Source organism: Tolypothrix sp. FACHB-123 (assembly GCF_014697075.1).
GTDB lineage: Bacteria > Cyanobacteriota > Cyanobacteriia > Cyanobacteriales > Nostocaceae > Aulosira.
In genome coordinates this window covers 14,462-35,812 of sequence record NZ_JACJRE010000067.1, presented here as the reverse complement: position 1 = coordinate 35,812, position 21,351 = coordinate 14,462, and the positions used below count along the sequence as shown (strand labels likewise).

21 protein-coding genes and 1 pseudogene are annotated in these 21,351 nt (G+C 41.1%); 14 read left to right on the top strand and 8 right to left on the bottom strand.

Annotated elements, in window-relative coordinates; genetic code table 11:
• The 10 genes and pseudogenes from H6G41_RS34835 to H6G41_RS28885 form a co-directional block, all read left to right on the top strand.
• A partial coding sequence (locus H6G41_RS34835) for a hypothetical protein (protein ID WP_206756958.1) occupies positions 1–199 on the top strand: 199 nt, incomplete at its 5' end.
• A 46-nt stretch (positions 200–245) separates the two neighbouring features.
• Positions 246–521: a hypothetical protein gene (locus H6G41_RS28920; protein WP_190751100.1), complete on the top strand. Its 276-nt coding sequence runs from the start codon at positions 246–248 to the stop codon at positions 519–521.
• Positions 448–1,101 (top strand): hypothetical protein, encoded by a 654-nt coding sequence (locus H6G41_RS28915; protein WP_190751098.1) that lies wholly within the window; start codon positions 448–450, stop codon positions 1,099–1,101. Before H6G41_RS28920 ends, H6G41_RS28915 begins: the two co-directional genes overlap by 74 nt.
• 64 nt (positions 1,102–1,165) lie before the next feature.
• Positions 1,166–1,735 (top strand): hypothetical protein, encoded by a 570-nt coding sequence (locus H6G41_RS28910; RefSeq protein WP_190751096.1) that lies wholly within the window; start codon positions 1,166–1,168, stop codon positions 1,733–1,735.
• Positions 1,736–1,739: 4 nt separating this feature from the next.
• Positions 1,740–3,191, top strand: coding sequence for a hypothetical protein (locus H6G41_RS28905; RefSeq protein WP_190751095.1), 1,452 nt, complete (start codon positions 1,740–1,742; stop codon positions 3,189–3,191).
• 97 nt (positions 3,192–3,288) lie between these two features.
• A complete protein-coding gene (locus H6G41_RS28900) occupies positions 3,289–4,011 on the top strand; it encodes a hypothetical protein (RefSeq protein WP_190751093.1) in 723 nt (240 codons plus the stop codon).
• Between the two features lie 435 nt (positions 4,012–4,446).
• Positions 4,447–5,724: a CHAT domain-containing protein gene (locus tag H6G41_RS28895; RefSeq protein WP_190751091.1), complete on the top strand. Its 1,278-nt coding sequence runs from the start codon at positions 4,447–4,449 to the stop codon at positions 5,722–5,724.
• A 281-nt stretch (positions 5,725–6,005) separates the two neighbouring features.
• Entirely contained in the window at positions 6,006–6,134 is a 129-nt protein-coding gene (locus H6G41_RS35885; protein WP_277878207.1) for a hypothetical protein, read from the top strand.
• Positions 6,135–6,146: 12 nt separating this feature from the next.
• Entirely contained in the window at positions 6,147–6,698 is a 552-nt protein-coding gene (locus H6G41_RS28890) for a site-specific integrase (protein ID WP_190751089.1), read from the top strand.
• Between the two features lie 28 nt (positions 6,699–6,726).
• Positions 6,727–6,891, top strand: a pseudogene (locus H6G41_RS28885) (tyrosine-type recombinase/integrase); the annotation flags it as partial.
• Between the two features lie 809 nt (positions 6,892–7,700).
• On the opposite strand, the gene H6G41_RS28880 reads toward H6G41_RS28885, so the two are convergent.
• From H6G41_RS28880 to H6G41_RS28870, 3 genes are all read right to left on the bottom strand, one after another.
• Complete coding sequence (locus H6G41_RS28880; RefSeq protein WP_190751087.1) at positions 7,701–7,952, bottom strand: ribbon-helix-helix domain-containing protein; 252 nt, start codon at positions 7,950–7,952, stop codon at positions 7,701–7,703.
• 68 nt (positions 7,953–8,020) lie between these two features.
• On the bottom strand, positions 8,021–8,641 hold the full coding sequence (parA, locus tag H6G41_RS28875; RefSeq protein ID WP_190751085.1) for a ParA family partition ATPase: 621 nt from the start codon (positions 8,639–8,641) through the stop codon (positions 8,021–8,023).
• Between the two features lie 1,478 nt (positions 8,642–10,119).
• Complete coding sequence (locus tag H6G41_RS28870; protein WP_242038088.1) at positions 10,120–10,518, bottom strand: hypothetical protein; 399 nt, start codon at positions 10,516–10,518, stop codon at positions 10,120–10,122.
• A gap of 413 nt (positions 10,519–10,931) precedes the next feature.
• On the opposite strand from H6G41_RS28870, the gene H6G41_RS28865 reads away from it, so the two are divergent.
• The 4 genes from H6G41_RS28865 to H6G41_RS28850 all read left to right on the top strand — a co-directional run bounded on the left by H6G41_RS28865 (position 10,932) and on the right by H6G41_RS28850 (position 16,152).
• Positions 10,932–11,309 (top strand): helix-turn-helix domain-containing protein, encoded by a 378-nt coding sequence (locus H6G41_RS28865; protein WP_190751083.1) that lies wholly within the window; start codon positions 10,932–10,934, stop codon positions 11,307–11,309.
• A complete protein-coding gene (locus H6G41_RS28860) occupies positions 11,306–12,274 on the top strand; it encodes a DUF1822 family protein (protein WP_190751081.1) in 969 nt (322 codons plus the stop codon). Before H6G41_RS28865 ends, H6G41_RS28860 begins: the two co-directional genes overlap by 4 nt.
• 431 nt (positions 12,275–12,705) lie before the next feature.
• Positions 12,706–14,823 carry a substrate-binding domain-containing protein gene (locus tag H6G41_RS28855; protein ID WP_190751079.1) on the top strand — a complete coding sequence of 706 codons (2,118 nt, stop codon included), beginning with the start codon at positions 12,706–12,708 and terminating at the stop codon, positions 14,821–14,823.
• A gap of 312 nt (positions 14,824–15,135) precedes the next feature.
• Positions 15,136–16,152, top strand: a complete 1,017-nt coding sequence (locus H6G41_RS28850; RefSeq protein WP_190751077.1) for a hypothetical protein — start codon at positions 15,136–15,138, stop codon at positions 16,150–16,152.
• Between the two features lie 69 nt (positions 16,153–16,221).
• On the opposite strand, the gene H6G41_RS35420 is transcribed toward H6G41_RS28850, so the two are convergent.
• The 5 genes from H6G41_RS35420 to mobC form a co-directional block, all read right to left on the bottom strand.
• On the bottom strand, positions 16,222–16,731 hold the full coding sequence (locus H6G41_RS35420) for a TauD/TfdA family dioxygenase (protein WP_277878208.1): 510 nt from the start codon (positions 16,729–16,731) through the stop codon (positions 16,222–16,224).
• A gap of 466 nt (positions 16,732–17,197) precedes the next feature.
• A complete protein-coding gene (locus H6G41_RS28840) occupies positions 17,198–17,719 on the bottom strand; it encodes a hypothetical protein (protein ID WP_190751073.1) in 522 nt (173 codons plus the stop codon).
• A gap of 19 nt (positions 17,720–17,738) precedes the next feature.
• Complete coding sequence (locus H6G41_RS28835; protein ID WP_242038086.1) at positions 17,739–19,319, bottom strand: type IV secretion system DNA-binding domain-containing protein; 1,581 nt, start codon at positions 19,317–19,319, stop codon at positions 17,739–17,741.
• 87 nt (positions 19,320–19,406) lie between these two features.
• Complete coding sequence (locus H6G41_RS28830; protein WP_190751071.1) at positions 19,407–20,576, bottom strand: relaxase/mobilization nuclease domain-containing protein; 1,170 nt, start codon at positions 20,574–20,576, stop codon at positions 19,407–19,409.
• A complete protein-coding gene (gene mobC / locus H6G41_RS28825; protein ID WP_190751069.1) occupies positions 20,557–20,955 on the bottom strand; it encodes a plasmid mobilization relaxosome protein MobC in 399 nt (132 codons plus the stop codon). Before mobC ends, H6G41_RS28830 begins: the two co-directional genes overlap by 20 nt.
• Between the last annotated feature and the right edge of the window lie 396 nt (positions 20,956–21,351).

The window sequence follows — 21,351 nt, the reverse complement described above, 5'->3', positions numbered from 1 at the left end:
TCATAAATTTGATGCCATCGAGCAATCATTTGAAGCTAACGCCCAAGACTTGAGACAACACGTAAACACTAGAGCATCTAGATTGAACCAAAAAGTTAACAGCTTCTCAGGAGACATCAAAGCGGATATGGGAGGTATCCGCCAAAACATTAAAAGTACCCAATTCTCAATCCTCGCCAGACTCAATGCAGCTCAATAGCGATGAATTGACACTGCTTGAGTGTTTAATAATTCGCTCAAGTAAGATGAGTGACTTCTCAAAAATAGCTGTTAGTTTGATTGCGCTGGCTGCTGTGATTTTCCCCTTACATAACTGGGTGTATCTGCCAATCAAAGAGCATCAACAATATCAGCAATATCGACAACGCAAATCATCTATTGAGCAATATGTAAGGCGAATGGAGTATCACTGCAATCAAATTCTTACCTCAGAAAAGGAATATCGCTGTGAAAAATTCAATCAAGCTCAAGAATCAGGTAACTTCCAAGTCACGCCACCTGGAACGCCAGTTAAAAACTAAGTTCAACGCATCTACTAACTTAGTAGTGCGAGCGTTAACAGGAGATAAGTCAGCCCTCAAACTTATAGGACAAATGGGCAACGATGGTGCAAAGATTAGCGAATTCGCCCCACAAGTAAGAGAGCAAATGCTAGCTGCTATCAAAGGAACTGAGGACTTAAATGTAGTCCTGGGCGACATCTACAAACAAGCAGGTGTCAGCGGCGAAAAAATTGAAAGAGCAGTGCAATCAGCAATTTTAGCTGACACTCATCTAGCAAATATCTTAGAAGAGATGAAGCTTGATTTCGCTTCATCCCAGGATAAAGAAGCGCTGCGTCATCAACAAGCAACAGACCACATCAGATTAAAAACCTGGGTCGATAAGCACATGATGCAGGTAGATGGTGAATATAAGATGTTACAGACAGAATTACAGACAGATATTAGACAACAAACAATTGACCTGCAACATGATAGAGAACTAGGTAAATATTACCTAGAAATGGGTGATAACGCTCGTGATGATTTTAAGCCGAAAAAGCAATATGCTGGGCGCTCAATTGTACAAAAAATCAAAGAAGCCTTATTAGGCTTTTAAGAACTAAACCCGTTAGTAACTTGAGATAAGTGCTGACGGGTTTAAGAAATACTCCGATAAAAACATGACATACGATATAGATGAGGAACAAGAAGAATTAGTCAGCGAAATTGCCCCAGATACGCCGTTACCAAAAGACCTGATAGACCACCTGTCCTCACGCAAGCAGCACCGCCAAGATATTATCAAGACCACTGAAAAATTGACTCGTTTTTTTGTTGGCTGGTCGCTAAATTCTACAGGCTTCTTTATCGCTAAATATCTTCTAATAACTGGCGGTGGCGTTAACTTCTGGTTAGCAATTTCGCTCTCGTTTTCTATATGCAGTGTTGGTTCTTTGGCTGGGCTGACAGGCTTGAGAGTTAATTACAACAGTGATGGGCTAGAGGTAGATAATATGCAAAATATTTTTAAAACTGCTGCTGGCTTAGTCTGTGCAGGTGTAACAACTTGGTTAGCAGTCAAAGACTATCAATATTTTGAGCATTTGACTAAAGAAACAGTCACCCAAATTAACCAAGACATCCAAACCATTGAAAAACAGAATCCACAATCAGACCCTTGGGTAAGTATTGCCGTCGCCTTGGCTTTGTTCATTGGTTCTATTGCAATAATTTTTAAGGGGCGGGAATGAAACAATGAAACAGGGTGTTGTCGAGTTAGCCCTGGCTGGTATGTGTGGTGTAGCCGCAATCATCGGGCTAGCAACATCACAAACACGCCAGCCTTATGATTTGACACAGATTCAGTTCTGCCCAAAGTCAACTAATGGCGTACAAAGTCAAATAAAGCTGGATAAGCGTTTTTGCAACCAGCCGCGTTTTGTCCTGGCTGAAGAATGGCAACGCTATGGGCTATATGGCAGCATGATTCCTTATAAGGGTGATGCCATTCAATGGGTGCGTGATTTACCCACAGATAACCCTCATCAGTTGTTGGGTGGTGCGATTACAGTTATGGGGCTATGGGGTATTGTGGGTTGCTTGCTTGTACGTTCGCAACGCCTCAAGCGCAAAGATTATGAATTGGGGGAACTAGAAAAGACTGGTGGCTATGCAATTTGGCAGCAACACAAGCACAAACGAGAAGTTAAGCAGCATTCGACCCAGCTTTATACTGAACGCCTGAAGGATGGGTTGTCAGGACTGGACACAGAAGAACGCTTGGCGCTGGGATTGACTGACTCCGAAAACGAACGGGCTAAAGCTCGAATTCAGCTTGAGGATTTCATGAAAGCTCGTGCTGTTAATCATTCTGTGATGGATAAGACGATTGCTGAGAATTTAAGGGACAGAGCGAAAGCAGATCAAGAACGCGGCAAGATTGAGGGGAAGACCAAGGGCGAGATCGCAAACGGTGACAATCATCAACTGACTGACCAGCGCCTCATCAGTGATTTAATTGAAGCACTCAAGAATCATGAGGACGGCTGGCTGTGGAAAATTATCGACAATCAAAAACCTGTTTGGGTGCTAGGAGAAGCTGGTAGCGGTAAATCAACTTTAGCAGCTTCAATTGTCATGCTCCGAGAATATTTATTTGATATGCCTTTGTATCAGCTGATAGACGCACACGCTGGGGAGAATCTTAGAAACGCATGGAAATATTTAAGCCCGCAGTTGATAGCGCAAACAGAATCAGATATAGGACAAGCTTTTGATGATGCTCGCGAGCGTTGGCTAGACAGAATTAATAATCAACCTGATAAACAACCGCAACAGTTATTAGTTGATGAATTTACGAACTATTCTGAGTCAGATATCACAAAGGAGCCTGCCAAAAAGTTTGTTAAAGCGTCTCTGAGTGACCCTAGAAAGGCTGAGGAAAGATTAGTCTGTATTGCACATTTCTTTACTAATACTGCTGTAGGTGGCAGTGATGGAACTGCTAAGGGGAGAAGCAGAGGTACTATTCAAATTGACCGCAAAACTGCTGATGGTAAGACACCTTTGAAGGTGGCAATAGTTAATGGGTTAAATAATTCTGATGGCGATGCAGAAGTAGATAAAAAGGTGACAATTCCAGGTTGGTTGACTCCCGAAAGCATTCACAAGCATTTTAATGGTCAGTCAATTGATTTTGATGATTAATTGTTAGAGAAACATTTTCTGAACGAGGACTGGATGGGACAAATCAGCCAAAAGGGATAATAATGTGCTTGGTTAAAAGAGAATTGGAATAATTAAAATGAGCCAGAGAAAAAAGGACTTTGTGACAAAGGAAGAACTAATGGTAGGGCGTACACCTCAAGAACTTGTAGAGTGGTTTGATCGCAAAATTCAAGAAATAACTCAACAAGAGGGTGGTAAGAGCGCTATACGAATGAGAGAAGGTTATTGTAAGCAGTTAATGGAAGAGATTTATCCACTCAGTATCTTTGCGTCCTGGCAATTTAGTGACAGAAATGATGTCACGCTCCAGCCTGTAATTGGAAGTCAAAACTATGATGTGTTAATAACTGACTGTGCATTTGTTCCTCCTCACGAAAGTAAGCTTGAAATTACGCTGGCTCTAGGAGATGAATATCTGAAGCGTTTCATGATTCAGAAAGAAGGCTGGTCGCCTATATCTGGATATATTGAGAAGACGGGTACGAAAAATACAGGCATACATCTAACACCTCGCTTAGGTGTTAGAGGTTTGGAAGATTACCTAGACAAGCAGATAAATCTGATTGGTCAAGCCTTGGAAGGAAAGCTTCAAAAGGAATACGAAACAAACACATCGCTTTTGATAATTTTTGAGGATGCGACTGCATTTGATGAAACAGATATAAAGGAGACACTTTACCGCTTTATTGAAAATAAGTTAGAGACAGAGCAAACACGATTTTTGCATTTGTATTTGGTAAGTTCGCCTAAGCGTATCTTTATCAAATGGACACCGAATAATACATCTCACTCTTACTAAATAAATATTTAGCGAACGCCTCCACTATCAATCAAACTATATCAAGAATCTGTTTAAGTTTTTGATTTTTTAGATTTTGGATGTACTCGAAAATCTAAAAAACTATGCGTTACCTTAAATAATTTTGAGCTTTTTGTAAGTTAGACCAGGATCAAGAACTGGGAGTAGAGCGGGTGGCGACAGCGGAGTGTGGGGGGCGGGCTGCTGAGTCTTGGCTACTCCACGAGTAAATTATTGCCCGTCCCCCACACCACCTGCTCTAAGCGAAGCGTCTCCCAGTTCGTCGGGGCAAGACGAGTTGATGCTGTACTAATTCCTCTACCTCCAGCACCTATTCCGGTTCGCTATCGCCTATGCCAATAAGCCAGAATTATCAATTTAAATGAAGGATAAAGTAATTACACCCCTGTAACTTATGATCAAAGGTTAACCTTAATGGCAGTTGAATCCTCCCAAAAGATCATCCTAATACTAGCAGCTAACCCAAAAGGTACGAGTAAGCTTCGTCTAGAAGAAGAAGTACGTGATATCGAGGAAGGCTTGCGACAATCCAGTGGGCGTGACCAATTTCTCCTTAAAGCAGAGCTAGCACTACGTCCTCGCGACATGTATCGTGCGCTCTTGCGTGACAAACCAAAAGTTGTTCACTTTTGTGGACATGGGAACGATGATGGTGGATTAGTTCTTGAAAATGTCCAAGGGGAAGTGCATCTAGTGGAACCAAAGGCACTTGCTGCCCTTTTCGAGTTGTTTGCTGATTGTATTGAGTGTATTGTTCTCAATGCCTGTTATTCAGCCGTACAAGCAGAAGCAATTGCCCAACATATTCCGTATGTAATTGGTATGAATCAGGCAATTGGGGATCGAGCAGCAATCGAGTTTGCTGTTGGTTTTTATGATGCATTAGGTGCAGGAGAGTCAATAAAGTTTGCTTATGAGCTAGGATGTCGAGCTATTGGCATATACGGCATTTCAGGAGACTCTACTCCAAAACTGATTCAGAAGACTGATTTTTTGCAACCAAAATCTTCCCTTGAAACAGGCAATATAAACGAAAGTGACTCTGCCAGGTCATCAAATGCCACAGTTCAAGAGAAGTACGTTAAATATGAATTTGTATTAAGTGGTACGCTCAGTGAAGCAAGTAAAGAGCGATTAGAAGCAATTTTGGCTCACTTGCGAGAGATGTCAAAGGATACTCGGCTGACGTTGATAAGGGTTGAAGCGGGAAGTATTAGGCTGATATTAGAAGGTTCAGAAGAAGGATTCAATAGACTTCAGAAGTTAGTATATTCAGGCTTTTTATCAGAATTGGAAGGTTTTCCGATTGAGTATTTTAACCTTCTAACAGATGTTTCTATAGAAGATCCTCTTCTTATAGGGGTAGCTATCTATACACAAATCAGCTTGATCACTCACGAGGAAACTCCAGACTTAATAGATTCAGTAGATGTTTCTGTCGAGCAAGTAGCTACAGAATCTGATATTGTCAGAGTCTCAGCTTCAATCTTCGTAGAGCATCCTCATCAAAAACAAATTTTTACTCGTGATAGTGGTCGTTTATTAAAGATGATAGGTCATGCCGCTCGAAAACAACTCGCAATACTCTTGAACAGTAAGGTTTATCTTGAATTGTACGTCACAGTAAAGGTTAGAAGAAACCAGTTAGATCAAGGTACAGAGGCTGCAATAAATATTCAACAAGAAGAATAGCAAATCAAGAACATTTTGCCGCCATACTAAATCTTTGTGGCGACATCTGCCCCGGAGTTACAGCGGATTATATCGCATTCACCAAGCGTGAAAATTTTTACGCTTGGCGTAGTCCACATTGGATATCAAAACTGATAGCTAGGATTTATCAACCCGGAGTATAGAAGACGGTGTAGACAGTTGAAACAGCCGCAACATGAGCAAATTCTATCGGTGCTTATTATACCTCTTTGTGGTCATCATGCTGCAAGCATAAGCAAGTTTTATCACCCAACGGAATCATGCGGGTTGTAGCGTTTGCGATTGATAAGTTGAATTTGATGGCTCTAGATCGCGGTGGTGTCGCTAACGTTGGTACAATACTTTTGGGGATTGATTACACGTTTTGTAGTTTTGGTGGAATGCCCTAGAAGGTGCAATAGATGAAGGTTAGCGGCAACGGACAAGGCAAGATATTAAGCCAAGACGAATTGAGGCGATTGTTCACCGAAGGGTTACTTACCCCACGCGATCGCGCTCTGTTTGGCATCTGCCTTTTTACTGGTTGTCGCGTATCAGAAGCGTTAGCTCTCAACTTGACTGATATCAAGTCGGGAACCATCACTTTCCGCAAGTCTACCACCAAAGGTAAGTACAAAACACGGATTGTAGACATTCCACCAACGCTATCAGCCATACTAGCTGAGTATCAGCCCAAGGGGGCGGTGATGTTTCCGGGTAAGCGTGGTGTAACTGAGCGTTTGACCCGATTCATGGCAGACAAGATTTTAAGGGATGCCTGCAAGCTCCTTGGGGTAGAAGGAGTCAGCACCCATTCGTTTAGGCGAACTGCCCTCACGCAGATGTCCAGCGCGGGAATACCTTTGCGAACTATACAAGAAATCTCCGGACACAGCGACCTGGGGACGTTGCAGCGTTATTTAGAGGTTACGCCGGAGCAGAAGCGGAAGGCGGTTTCTGTAATTGGGTTTTAGGGTGAAAGTTGGCATTTGATAGCGGGGTACGCACAGTTTTAGGAGAACTGCGTTAACCAGGATGAGCGATGCGGGGATACCGTTACGGCACATACAGGAGATATCGGGGCATCGGACTTTGGCAGCTTTAGAGCGGTATCTGGGGGTAACTGAGAAGCAGAAGCAAAACGCTATCTCAGCTTTGGATTTTTGAACTACATTAAAAAAAAGTAAATTGATTGAGAGTAAAAAGTCCAATAGATTTTATAGCTCTACCCCATTTACCCAGTCGGTTTTGTTGAAAGAGTAATGATTTTGAGCAATTACTCAAAAGCCAAACACAAAAATTAGACGATAATCATTGCAAAAGCGAAGCATCGGCAACAAATGTTCATCGTAAAACTCAAGTATTTCCTCGCGGCTCACTCTTAATCACTGAATTTTCGACTAAACGTGTTTTTGAACCATATCGTGGACATTTTGAATCATATTTTGACCGAAAGTTTAAAATTTTCGACTAAATTAGTGTGTCTTGCTCGGCATTTTTTACCAAGTCTAAAAATAAAACTTTTGGTCGTATTATGGTTCACATTTAAAACACGCGGACATAATTTGATTCATAAAGTTAAGTTGTTGATTGGCTCAAAAGCTTGAAATTACGTTAACTTTTGGTCACGTTATGGTTCAAAATTTGGTCATGCAGGGGGTAAAATCACACTAGCGTAGCTGACACCAGGGGCAAAATAGTACAAATTTACCTAAAACCAAGGTTTGTAGTATGCCAATGACAGGACTGAAACCCTGATGATTTCGTTATAACCAAGTCTAACAACAAGCAAACAAAACTTGGATGATTTATCAAAAATCCATACTTAAAAGCTTATGCAGCAATGCTTTCAGCCCATCTTGCCCCTAGTGTCAGCTACGCTATATTTACCCCAGACGGTAATGTAGCAATTTTTCTGCCTTAGCTTAGATACAGATGGGTTAAAATAACAGGCGATCGCCTGCCGTCGCAGAATACTAAGCAATGGGCGGCTTCCCGTATTTAGAGAACAAATCGTTAAGAGCCTCCTCCAGCAAAGCTTGGACTGTACTGTCCTCCTCCAATGCGAGTTGCCTTAACTGTTTGCTTACAGCTGGGTCGAAGTGACCGGCGATCGCTTTTTTCCCCGCCCGACTTGGCGGTACTTCAGTTTTACTACTACTCGGCTGCTCCACTTCGTCGGTGGTTTTTGGTTTGACTGGCTTTGGCGGTTCAGATGCCTTTTTCAAGGAGTCCGCAAGGTTAGTCTTTTTCACCATTAGTGTATACACATCTACATAGCTACATTTTAACTAGTTTACAGTTTTACTTGTTTGCATGTCCACTTGTAAAGCTGTGAGATTTCTTCTGCGGCCTTGCCCTTTGGCTCATATTCCATCACTGCCAAACCTGCCGATAGGCAACGGACGAAAGCTGTTCTTTCAAAAATTCTGACTGGTGCGATAGGAACTTTGTACTCCTTAATTGCCTCCGCCGCCTCATCACCCAACGACCCGCGAGTGGGGACAGCGTTCAATACCACCGTTGCGGTTTTTTTAGCTAGATTCACTAAATCAATGGTGTCCGCGATCGCCCTTAAATCCAAAATTGATGGTTGGCAGGGGATGAGAATTAAATCCGCAGCACGAATTGCTGCGAGAGTTGCCGATTCGCTGTGGGGGGCAGAGTCAATCACCACAAAATCTGCTCCATTTTCTTTCGCCGCTTCGAGAACATTTTCTAGTCGCGGTGCTTGGCAAGAAATCACCGCCGGATATTCTGCCTCACGCGAGTCACCCCATTTAGCTGCGGAACATTGGGGGTCTAAATCTATGAGCGCCACCTCTTTCTTTTTGAGGGCAGCAGCAGTCGCAATATTAATGCTCAACGAAGTCTTACCCACGCCCCCTTTGCGGGACACTATCGAAACCACTTTCATGTATACACCTCTACACTTCTACATATCAAATGTATGACACTTCTACAGTATTACATCTATATATGTACACAACCCTATTGTGAGTTACCTCCATAATCGACGCTCGGTTTTGCGATTCCCGATATCGGGAAATATTTATCAGCTAGTCCCTTAGCAGTGATGTCCTAGTTAGCGATATAGAAAAGCCAAATGGCTTTATTTACACTTTGGACGTTAAGAAATTTTAGACAGACTCTAGTAAGGAAACCTAGTAGTACCAAACTCACTATCAAATAGTTGGATAACTTAGGGCATCGGTTTCTTGGAATAACAGAGCAGTTCCCACAAGTTGGGAATAACAGTTAAGTCAAGTTGACAAAGTAATGACAGGAGGTAGTGACACTTAACCCATATTAAGCAAGTTGACGAAGTTTCTACAGGAGGTTACTAGTTGCCTACTTTTTACAAACACAAAAGTCTCATTCTGAACAAAGTCAGCCAGGACGTTTCTCAGGCCTCCAGGCTGACTCAAGGTCAAACAACAAACAAAACAATGAAACAGACTAAACTTAATGATACTGGATTCCTCACTAAGACCAAGAACACTATAGGTAAAGCATTAAGGCAAACTCCGCCTATTGTCTATGGTGGAGTAGTTAGCTTTGTTGTTCTTGGCGCAGTAGCTATATATGGACTCTCCGTTATAAAGTCATCTGACTGTGGAGGTTCTTTGAGTTTTAAGTCATCAAGGACTATACAAGAGTTTCAGTTTCGTAAGGAGTCTTGCCAAACTTCAACTAATAAATAGTTTTGAGGTAATCTCACTTTTGAGTATGCGGATACAAGTATCCTAGAATATCGGCATACTCAAAAAAAGGCGATTACCTCTAGTTGGCAATTACGCCATTGCGCTTTAGGTATGGCTACCAATACCTATGGTGATCTGCGCCTAAGCTATTGCTAAAGCTAGAGTCAAGATATTTTAATCAGCATCACCGTGCCAAAAAAGGTTTTTTGTACGCTAAGGAAAATTCGGAGCTACGACTGAGCAGGGTTGTTGCGCGGTCTTGGCTCTGCAAATGCTAATTAGTTAATTAGGGTGTCCGCCGAGATATGGATACCGTTGGCGAAATCGCAAGAAAATATATGTAGCGAAAAAGCGAAATCGTTATTTCGCTACAGAAATTGACATCTGCACCTAAGTGCTTACGCAAAATTATTTATGTCATTGCGAGCGAAATGAAATGTAGCGAAGCAATCTCCAAACCCTTGCGATTGCGTCGTTTCGCTTCGCTACACTCTCAATGACAAATATATATTTAATTTTGCATGACTACTTATGCGATCAAATGGGGGCAGCAGATGCTAAAAATGCTTTCAAAAACCCGAAAGTAAGAAACGTCTTGACTTATTTTCTTACTTAGATTAAATTGCCTTTTCAAAGAAAATTCTCGTTTAGACGACATTTCCCCAAAAGCGCTAACAGTAGAGCATTCAAGTTAATTTTCGTCCTTGATTTCTTCTAAAATCTTGTCAAGTCTATCGTTTGCGTCCTTAGCGAGTTGAATGCAACGTACACTTGAAGCTAAGCCTCCAGCAGCAGCCACAGTTCCTTCTGGAATTTTATTTGACAAAATTAACCCAGCGCCTACAAGTCCAATAAAGAAAGATACTGTGGTTGCAATCAAGGCTAGGTTAAAACTGTAACTTGCTTGGCGCAAGCGTTCCTGGGCAATGCTCAATTCGATTGTGGACTGAGAACTAGAGATTGGTTTGTTATTCATGGATTTTGCAGAGTATGATAGTTCAAATTTTTGCATTGGCACGTAACTTTGCTCTAAATCTGTACCGTTCTCAAGGCTTTTAGAATATGGCTTAAGCTCAACGATTTTCATCATTTAGACTCAGCACATTCAATGACTTAATTAGAATGAAATAGTCCAACAATTTTCCGTATCATAATTATTTCCAAATTAGAATTTTTCATCTAATTATCATTTTTAACAATGATAAAATTGATTACTAAGCCCATACAAATAATAATTGACGTTATTTTTATATTTAACAAGTTGATTTTTTTTAGCTAAAAAAAATTAGGCAATCAGCAACTAAACAAATAAAGCGCCAATCAAAAAAATAAACCCTGAAATTATTTAGGTTGGCTGCTATGGCAAGCAGAATTAAATCGTGAGAAAATACAGAAGTTCAGGGTTGGTGTTTATCAGCTTTTAAGTCTTTTCCTTTCTCACAAATGATTTAGGATTGCTATATCATTTTTTAGTCTGTTGGTAATAATTTTTACGGTAGAGTTTTGGTATTCTTAGTTCAAAATTATATTGGAGGAAGTATGAGGGCTTTTAAGCCCCGCCTGAAGATTATGATTCTTCGCAAGAAGGCGGGTTTAACACAACGACAGTTGGCAGAAAAACTAGGGGTGACGGTTGACACAATTGCTAATTGGGAACGTGGTAGAGTAAATTTGTGGCATATAGAAATCTTTGTAAAAATTTGTGATCTATTTAATTGTTCACATAAAGAATTACTTGAAATTGAAGAATATGATTTACTTACAATGTCAAAAGAGCCAGAATTAAAACCATATTCAAATTTAGAGGAAATGAGAAATAATTTGGGTACTAGTAGTCATATTAAGAGTTCCGTTCAAGATACACAGGGAGCAGAAGAATGAAAATTTTATTCGATGCAGATATGTTATTGGAAGTTCTCTTAAACAGAAATGGATTAGTAGAGGATGCTGAAAAAATTTGGAAACTGACTCAAACTCGTCAAATTGAAGCTTATATTACCGAGATAGGATTAGATAAAATTTATTCTTTTTGTAGTGAGATGGCTGATAATGATGTAGCTTACAGGATAGTTACATCGATACAAGCAATAGTTTCAAGATGTTCTCTTAATAAAAATTTAATGGAGATGGCTCGGTTATCTAAAATTGATGACTTTGAATCAGCGGTGGAATTAACATGTGCGAAAGATATGGAATTGGATGGAGTTGTTACTCTTAGTGTTCCAAATTTTGCAGGGGCTGATTTTCGTGTGTGGATGGCTAAAGAACTATTGGAAGTCTTGAAAGAAAAACAGAAAGGTAAAGAAATTTTACAGAAGGATGTTTTAACAGACTTATTAGTAGATAGTCAGTTGCAACCTCTAGAAAACCTATCAAACAATCTAAATAATCTTAGAAATCCTCAACGTTTACCTGTAAACCTCGGACGATGGTTTGAAAATGGTATTGAGGTTGGCTGGCAAACTATTGAAGAACTTTTTGGCAAGCCAAACTTGCTTCTAGCTTTTCGCAATCCCAAACGTGTTAGACGGGCTAAGTTGCTCCCGTTAGAGATGCAACTATCAAGCTGTTCTGTTGCCCTGATTATTGATCTGACTCAAGAAACTGATGAGAATATTCGCATTCGAGTGCAAATACGCTCTTTTAACGAAAACGCCTTTTTGCCAGAAGGACTTAAGTTGATGGTACTAGATGACACTGGAAAACCGTTTTTGGATGTTTCAACTGGAAGTTCTGATCGTCTAATTCAGACAGAACAGTTTCACTTTGTAGATCAACCAGAAGGTCTGTTTACAGTTCAAGTTGTGTTGGGTGAAAACAGTGTAACAGAAGATTTTGTAATTTAGCGACGCTTTATTCAATTTGCTGAGTTATCGCGTCTCAAACTCCTTTTACAGAAGGATTATGGTAGAGAGTATGAGTTTGGAAGAGCCGCAACCAATACAGAAACCATCTACTGATTATTCCTAGCGACTCGCTGTGACTTTTATCCAATACTCCGACAAAAAGATGTTTCTCACTCTAAGACTTAAGGGCAATACGATGTCGCAAAGCAAAATTCTGTGAGATGTGCAGAGAACGAATTCGACATTGATCCTCATGGAAAGTGACATCAAATGTCCAATGAACTACATTTTTAATTTCCTAATACTGTCGAATTGTACTACCAATCTTGTTAGCACTATTACCAAAGCATTGTTAGAAGTCGATTTCACGAATTTCTCTTTTCCTTATTTGATATAAGAAGACTAAAACAAATACTTGCAGGAGTACTACTATGAGTAAGGTGGTTGAACTAACTCTGGAAGAGGGCGACTTTGAAACAGGTTTTCCAGTAATCCTTGACATCAGTGACGATAGCCTGGGTAATCATAAAGGTCGGATTCGTATTCGTGCCAGTTTGCCTCCAGGTTCGATTGTGGCCTCAAACTATACCCAGTGGCAGGAAATTTACCAGAAGTTAGAGACGAAATATCGACGCGCTCCAGTAGTAATCCCTGATAATCCAGCCTCTCCTGAAGAATGTCGTGAATTATTTGAAAATTTGAAGAACAGTATTAATAACTGGCTGAAATCTAACGAATTTCGCCCCATTGAGCAAGAGTTATTTAGAAGTTTAAATTCCTCTGATGAAATTCGAGTGATTGTGCGGACAGCACATCCAAAGTTACGTAAATTGCCTTGGGAAAGTTGGGATTTTTTTGAACATTTTGATAACGCTGCTGTTGCTATAAGCCCTCTAGATCATCGTTTACCAGAAACTACTCCTAACAGAAATTCTATAGTAAAAATTTTAGCAATTTTTGGTAGTAGTACTGACATCAATATTGATAAAGACAGAGAGTTACTGGAAAAGTTACGCCAAGCAGGTGCATATGTCCGTATCCTTAAATCGCCTAAACGTCCCGACTTTGAAACGCTTTGGGACGAAAACTGGGACATACTTTTCTTTGCAGGGCATAGTTATAGTCATAACGATGACAAGGGTTTTATTTATATCAATGAGAATGAGAAAGTAGCGCTTAGTGAGTTAAAACATACTCTGAGAAAAGTAATTAAAGACGGCGGTTTACAACTAGCAATTTTTAATTCTTGTGATGGTTTAGGAATAGCTACTGAGATGGAAAAATTGCATATTCCGCAAATGATTGTTATGAGAGAACCTGTACCAGATCAGTTTGCACAAGAATTTTTGAGATATTTTCTAAAACCTTTTTCTCAAGGTAAATCTTTGTATGCTTCTGTCCGGGAAGCACGGCAAAAGCTATCTGAACTATCAGATATAGAGAGTAAATTTCCAGGTGTGAGTTTGTTACCTATAATTTGTCAGAATCCAGTAGCAAAGCCTGTGACATGGGAAGGCTTTAAAAAGCCACCTCAAAAGATACCAAAATGGAAAATAGCTATGGCTGGACTGATGGTTAGTGCAATCTCTCTGTCACTAATCTACTGGTGGCTGCTTGAAAGACCGATATGTTCTTTTAGTGATTTTCGTACAAAACTTTTTATAAATATCCCACAAAAGCAACAATTTAATTACGGTGGTAGCACCAGTTGGATTCCTATAGCCTCACCAGTCGATTCTGCTATCAAGAAAACAATACCAGAGTTTGACTTGCAGTATATTTCCCCTCCCTCAAGTGGTGGGTCTGTTTGGGGCATTGGGGAGTTACTACAAGGAAACCTAGCTTTTAGTCAATCCTCTCGTCCTCCCAAGGACGATGAACGCCAAAAAGCTCTAGCGCAGGGGTTTCCTCTTGATTCAGTTGCTATCGGTATTGACGCTGTAGTGGTAGCGGTAAATCGTGGTCTTAATATTCCTGGTTTAACGAAAGCTCAGCTCAAGGGTATTTATACAGGCAAGATTCGCAACTGGCAGGAAGTCGGTGGCCCCAACTTGCCAATTATTCCCTACTCACGATCATTGGAAGAGTCTGGTACTGTGCAATACTTTTATGTCGATGTTCTAGAACGCGAACCTCTTAATCCTCAAGTCGTTCAATTTGTTAAGACGACAACCATTGGGTTGCAACAAGTAACTAATAATTTGGGAGGCATTTACTTCGCTTCAGCATCGGAAGTTGTTCCTCAATGTAGGATTCGCCCTTTGCCATTGGCGCGTCAACAAGATAATTTTATTGCCCCTTATAGAGGTAACCTCGTTCCACCTCAGTTATGTGGAAACCAGAATCGGAATCAAATCAATATAGCAGCCTTTGAAAAAGGAGATTATCCTTTAACCAGAAATTTATTTGTTATTATTAAGGACTTTCCAGGCGAGAGCAATCCTGAAGAGAAAGCAGGGAGAGCCTATGCCAACTTAATGTTAACCGGCAAAGGTCAAGCAATAATTGAAGAAGCTGGTTTTGTTCCTACTCGCAATGCATGTCGCTAATCTCGCCATAGTAAAGCGGGAGCATCCACTTTTGGAAGAAACATAATTATTGAGTGCCAGAAACCCACTATATGGGTTGCCTAAAAAAGTCTATCTGCCAAAACCAGATGCTCCCAGTAAAGCACAGGTTTAGGGGTCAAATGAGCAGTAAATGCTGTTGGCGAATTATTTTTTAACCTTGAAATATCCGATAAACCCGTTGTTTTATGAGATGTTAGGTTTCCTTGCATCAACTCAACCCACGAAAAAATTAGGTTTTGAAGTATTAAGATATATTTCACCAACAGTATCAGAAAATAAATTCTTCCAGAAATGACTAACAATACTGACAAATACTTTACACAGAAGAATATTATCAAGTTCTTTTCTGATTGGTCTAAACTTATAACACTTGTCGCTGTAACCTTGTTGAGTATTTACTTCTCCAATCAACCAGTGGTACATCAAGGCGAACTACAAAAATATTTAAACAGTTTTACCCAATGGCTCCCCCTTACACTTCTCATTTGGATGACTAAATTAGAAATAGATATAAAAAGCGATTTCGAGAAGTTAGAAAAGCATATCTCTGAGAAATATAAGTCGCTCTATCGAGAAATTAGTGAAAACGAAAAAAATCTTATACAGTTATGGAATCGATTCTCACTTTTTTTAAATGATGATGATATTGAAACAACTTTACATGAATTCCTAGCACATTATTCCGAAATTAAAATATTAAATGACGAAAAAATTACCTGCCAATCAAAAAGAGCTATTAAAAGAGCTCATCAAATTCTTCAAAAACGCGAATTTGTCATTAGATTTGGAGAGATAAATGATTATCCTGGCCCATTCTACATAGGTAAAAACAAGGAAATTATTGCGACAAATATTGGTAATGTGTCGAAAGGATTCTGGGCTGGAATACAAAAAGATAAAAATCCTCTGATTGATCTAAACTCTGCGACAATTCTTAAAAACCGAAGTAATAGTTCATTCAAAATTAGGCGAATTTTTATTTTAGAGAGAGGAGATATAACAGATGATCTGTACAACTTGATGAATAAATTTCGTAAAATTGGAGTAAAAGTTAGGTACTTACCTTTGTCTCAAGCTAATAGATTAGCTGAGGCAAATTCAACTGATGAAATAAACCGTCTAGAAGACTTCACAGTTTTTATCGCTGAGAATGATTCGCTTCCCTCTTACTCAGGGAGATTAGAAAACTTACAAACACCAGGAAGAATGATCATATCCTCACATCCTCAAGTTATAGATGGATTAAAAAAACAATTTGAGGCTCTTTGGGTCATTGCTCAAGAATATAACGGGCGCATTGATTTATAAATTTTTTCTTAATTTTGTCATTGGTAAATGGGCTGTTACAAGCAAAATTCTGAGGCGAAAAAGTAACTTTCACGTCGCGCATCTCGGCTCAATGCCATATACTCGTAGCAAATGTCGTGAGGTATTAGGGTTTAACTCGTAACGTCCATGACAGTAGCGAGTGTTGTCGATGAACCAATAATCTCCAGGCTCACACTTAATTTCTTTCTCAATACGAATCAATTCCCGAAGAAAAACTTCAGCGGAGTCAGACCAATTCTCACGAATATTGCGACTATTTATTCGGACACGTTCACTATCTAGTATTGCGCCAGTGAATCCAGAACTATTGACATGTTCTGGCGCAGGAAAATGTATTGGATTTCTTCTTAACTGTTCAAGGACATCTTGTGGGAGGGCATTTAAAGCTTTGAATGAATCAGAAATAGTCTGGTACTCGTTACCTCCTCCAGGATGAATGCAGAACATTCCAATATATTTAGGTGGCCTTTCAGCCCAAGCAAGATCGGTATGCGGAAGTAATCTAAGGTCTCCGCCAGATGAAGAACGACCAAAACCAGGCTTCGGACGGATACTCATCACTGGAGGTTGGTCACAATAACTCATACAGTGACCTAAAAGGTTCATCTGCTCAATTAACCAAAGGCTTGCTGTATCTTGACATTTAGTTGAGAGAGAACCTCGTATAAAACCGTCTTTTTTTAGAGTCTGAACTGCCTCAGTTGACAGTGATTGCAATTTTAATGAACCCATTTTTGAGCAGAACCAAAAAACTGAACAGATAAATAAGCTCTAGTCCACTAGCCTAATTGTAGCGAACTGCAAACATAAACGCTTCAAACCGCAAACAAGGCAATTTTGAAACCACATTATGGGTCTTAGTGTATGTGACTTAAAGGAAAAGTTTGCGTGCGGAAAGTAAAAAACTTCAAAGATACACCACTAAAAACTATAATTTTAATACCAAAAATTTATTAGATATTGAACTGAAATACACAACTTTCACGTCGCGCATCTCGGCTCAATGCCATCTTAAACCTACTTCTCACTGCGTTGAAAGCTTGACATCAACATAGCGCCATTCCGGAAATACCCAATTCACTGGGTTCGTCCCCTTTTGAACCTGACTGTATATCTTCTCCAACTTTGCCGCCGCTACAGTATCTCCCCGCTTTTGGTACAAATATGTGGCTGTTTTTAAATGCTTCAACCCATTCTGCTTAAGTGCAGCGCCTACAGGCTGGTTTCGAGCTTGATAGTACCAACCAAATAATTGCAGTTTAGCCAAGAGAAAATGTGCTTTGGCAGAATTGGGATTAACTTTGAGCATCTGCTGATAAATGGAGATCGCCTCATTATTGGAACTGATATCAGCAAGTCTTAGCAAATCAATTTCTGCGCTGGCTCTTACTACTGGTGAGGCTTGGTGTTTGCTATCAGTTTGTGACAATAAATTTTGGATTTTGGATTGACGGGAATTAAAGTAATTTTTGGGCAGTTCAGTTACCCATCCGACGAGTAAGCCCAGAATACAAGCTTTGGCTAACAGGGCACGAGAAATAAACATCGTTTACACCTCTCAGTTATCAAATTGCATCCACAAATCTTGAAGCTTTCAGAGGATAAGCTGTTGGGGTGACTTTGACTTTTGCAGGTTTTGTACCGTCAGCAATTAACAGATATCCTTCTAAGGGTGGCAGTCCTTGCAGTTCACTGGGCAATACGGCGCTCGTTTCGCGGATGTGCTGGTTAACGGAGCGAGTTTCGCTGAACCAGCTGTTACCGCTTCTGCCCTGAGTTGTTTCTAAGCGTTCCTGGGAGCCAATCAATCTGGAGCATAATTCCGCAGTGCTATAGTCGCGGCAATTGAGGATGAGTTTGGTGCAACAACCTTGGAGAATGGTTTGCATTCCGTACTCGCCGTAAATGTTGGCGATTTGACCTGTCAGCTGAGTACCGAGCATTCCAATACCGGAGAATTTCCGCCCTTCTGCTAGCAAGCGCTCTAAACCGACCAGCTTACCCAGGGCTGAGAGTTCGTCAATGCAAATTACAGTTTTGATGTGGTGGTTTTCATTGCTCAACAGTCCCCTGAGCATTAATGAAAATGCCATTGTATACAGGGGTTTAAACAGTTCGGCTTCGTTTTCAAAGATAGGCAGGAATATCCATCGATTGTCATCTTCTCTGCCCCAGCGACTCCAAGAAAAGTCTGCTGTGGTTTGATGATCGGCAAGGACTTTGTAGAATCGCAGGTAGTTAATGGCTGAACTTTTAATGCCGGCGGCGGTGTTTTCGGCTTCTAAATAGGTGGCGCTGAGTGTGCCAGTGAGGAGATTTTTTAATTCTTGTATGGGTTTAAGTGCTATCATCTCCCAGACTTCGGCGTTGGTAGATGTTTTGGCGTATAAGTCAGACAATAGCCCTTTGGCAGCTTCATTCCAAAATGGGTCTTTGCCTTCAGGAGAAGGAGGAATTAAACCGGCGGCGATGGTTTCAAATTCCATGCCTTCACTGCGGTGGCTCCAATGAATTGTTCTGCTGTCTCTGGGGTTGTAGATGAGGGTGTTATCATCACCAAATTTTTCTAAGATTTCGCCTGAGCGGTCTAAGCAGATAACGCGGTAGTCTGGGCGAGAGCGCATGATAGAAAGCATTTTCAAAATGGCTTGGGTCTTGCCGGAGCCAGGAGAACCCAAGAACATAAATGATAATGGTGCTAAATCGTCTGGTAGTTGAATATCTGCGATTTCTAGTCTGGGTAGTATCTGCGGTGATTTCTGCTGTTTCTTGATCAGCGATTGTTCTTTGTGCCGCAGTTGTTTCTGTAGTTGCTGCGGTGTTTGCAGTTGAGAACCGCGTACAACTCCGGTTACTAATCTTTCTGGAATCACGGCTATGACGAAGCCCAAGATGAGGTTGTAGCTCCAAAAGTTCTGCCAGCCAGTAATGGGTGTAAGGAGCAATTCGAGGAGAGTAATTGCTAGACCAATTTTCAATGCCAGTTCTTTGCTGGTGGCACCAGATAATATATAGATGGCACACAGGATCATCGGGAAAACAGGCCCGGTGAATTTGGCTGTGCCGTAAGCTATAGCACCAAAGAAAAATGCAATGCCCAAGCCAATCATGGCTGATGGGTCGGGCTGATGATTTTGATGAAACATTGGCTGTTACCGATTAAATCAAAATTAGTTTGTTTGCATTGTTTTGGTGATGCAGTCCCTGATGGTTGTAAACGGAATGCTGTTGAGTTATCGGCTTAATCCGCGCTGTCTTGGTTGTTCTAGCTGTTGTTCAAGTTCTTCTTCTAATTCATCTATTACCAAGTCGAGCAATTCTTCTAATTCTGCTTGGGTGCGTTGGATTGAACCGTTTTTGATAGTTTCTTTGATGTCTTCAGTTGGTTCTTCTTGCTCTAGTAGGTGGGAGATAATTTTTTTATCTCGGTCGTCAGCTGACAATGCAGTTGCAGTTAGTGCTAGTGATAGTTGTTGATATTTCTGCTGCCAGGGGTTAAGTTCGGGTTGCTCTTGGGGTTGTTCTTGATGTTGATTGACTTGAATTTGTGAAAGTTTTTGTGTGGGTTTGGCTGGATTTAATAGCAGTGAAATAATGCGTTGGTCGTCCCGTTTTGGTTGGTAATCAACTCGCTTGTGTTTTTGCAGTCCGGGGAATGTGTAAGCTGCTCCCAAAGATGTGCCGCTAAATTGCTGGTCTTTCATTGAATAGCTGATGCCTTTACTCTTGCCGTTGCGTGTAGTTCCGTGGCGAACTTTTACACCTTGTATTTGCAATCGCTCGATTAGTTGCGGCATTGTGGGTGAGTCTGCGGTGGCGCGGTCGATTAGTTCTTGAAGTTGTTGCTTAATGGGTGGTTCTTGTGGCGTTGCGCGATCGCCTTTTAAATACTCTTTGTGTTCTCGCTCTAGCCGTCTTTGTTGCCCAATACTTGGGTTGCGCGATAATTTCTCGTGGCTACCTAAAGTTGGTTGTAAGCCGTAATCTCGCTCTATTTGTCGAATGACGCTTTCGCTGCGTTTGTAGTCCCAGCTATCATGAACTATCTTGCCGTTGTCTAATCGTATGCGGCTGGCGCAGATGTGGATGTGGTCGTGTTGGGTGTTGTGGTGTCTGTAGACTACGTACTGGTTGCTGTCAAAGCCCATCTCTTCGAGATAGCGGTTGGCGATTTCGTTCCAGGTTTCATCGTCTAGTTGCTCGTTGTCTGGTAGTGATAATGATGCGTGGTACACTACTCGGTCAGCTTCTGGGTTTAGTTGACGGGAGATTTTGAATTCTCTGGCCAGTGCTATAGCGTTGTTGCTGCCCATGTTGCCACCAATGAGTTTGGCATTTTCTTGGGATTGCAGATAATCCAAGAGTCCGCGAAATCCTCGCCCTTTAGTCTGGTTGCCAATCATCTGTTTCCTCGTCTGCTTCTTCAATAAAGGTATTGGCGATTTCTCGCTGGCAGTTTTGCAACAGTTCTAGTAGTTCAAGTAATAGTTTTGGATCTGCTGGCGGTGGCAGTTGCATTTTGATGGCGGTGTTTGTGGCTTTAGCCAGTTGGTTGATGTTGTTGCCAATGCGCGAAAGTTCTAGGTATGTGGCTACTGTGACCCGGCTTAGTCGTGGCGGTGGTGGTGGGATTGGTCGCAGTAACATACAGCGTCTTGTTAATTCTGCCAAGCTCATACTCGCGTCTTCTGCCTTTGAGCGAATCATCTCGTATTCAATGGGGCTGAATAGTGCTTGCAGCCTTTTGGTGCGGACGAGTGAAGCAGAAGAACGCTTGTTCATAATGTCATTCCTGACAAAGTGCAACTTGTTGAGGGGGGTTCCAAGGGGGGAGGCTTCCCACCTTGGCAAGCCTGCCGTACCGAGCGCAGCGACGGTAAAGCGAAGCTTTAGGCATGGCTTGCTCCTCACCAGCGTTTCGGGGAGGCAGGAGGAACAGGGGTGTCCGCCCATGTGGGGGTATAGTGCGTATTGGGCTGCTACTGCCAATCAAACAGACGCGAAAATTATGCGTTGATTGGCATGGTGAGTTTTGAAAGTGATAGCTGTGTGATTATTGTGTATTTTTTTTGATTAACTCTTTGTGAGTTATCTTACAAGCTATCCGCAATTACTGTTCAATTCTTTACGTTAATATCTATTGCTTATTATTAATTAATTTTAGTCAGAGATTATACC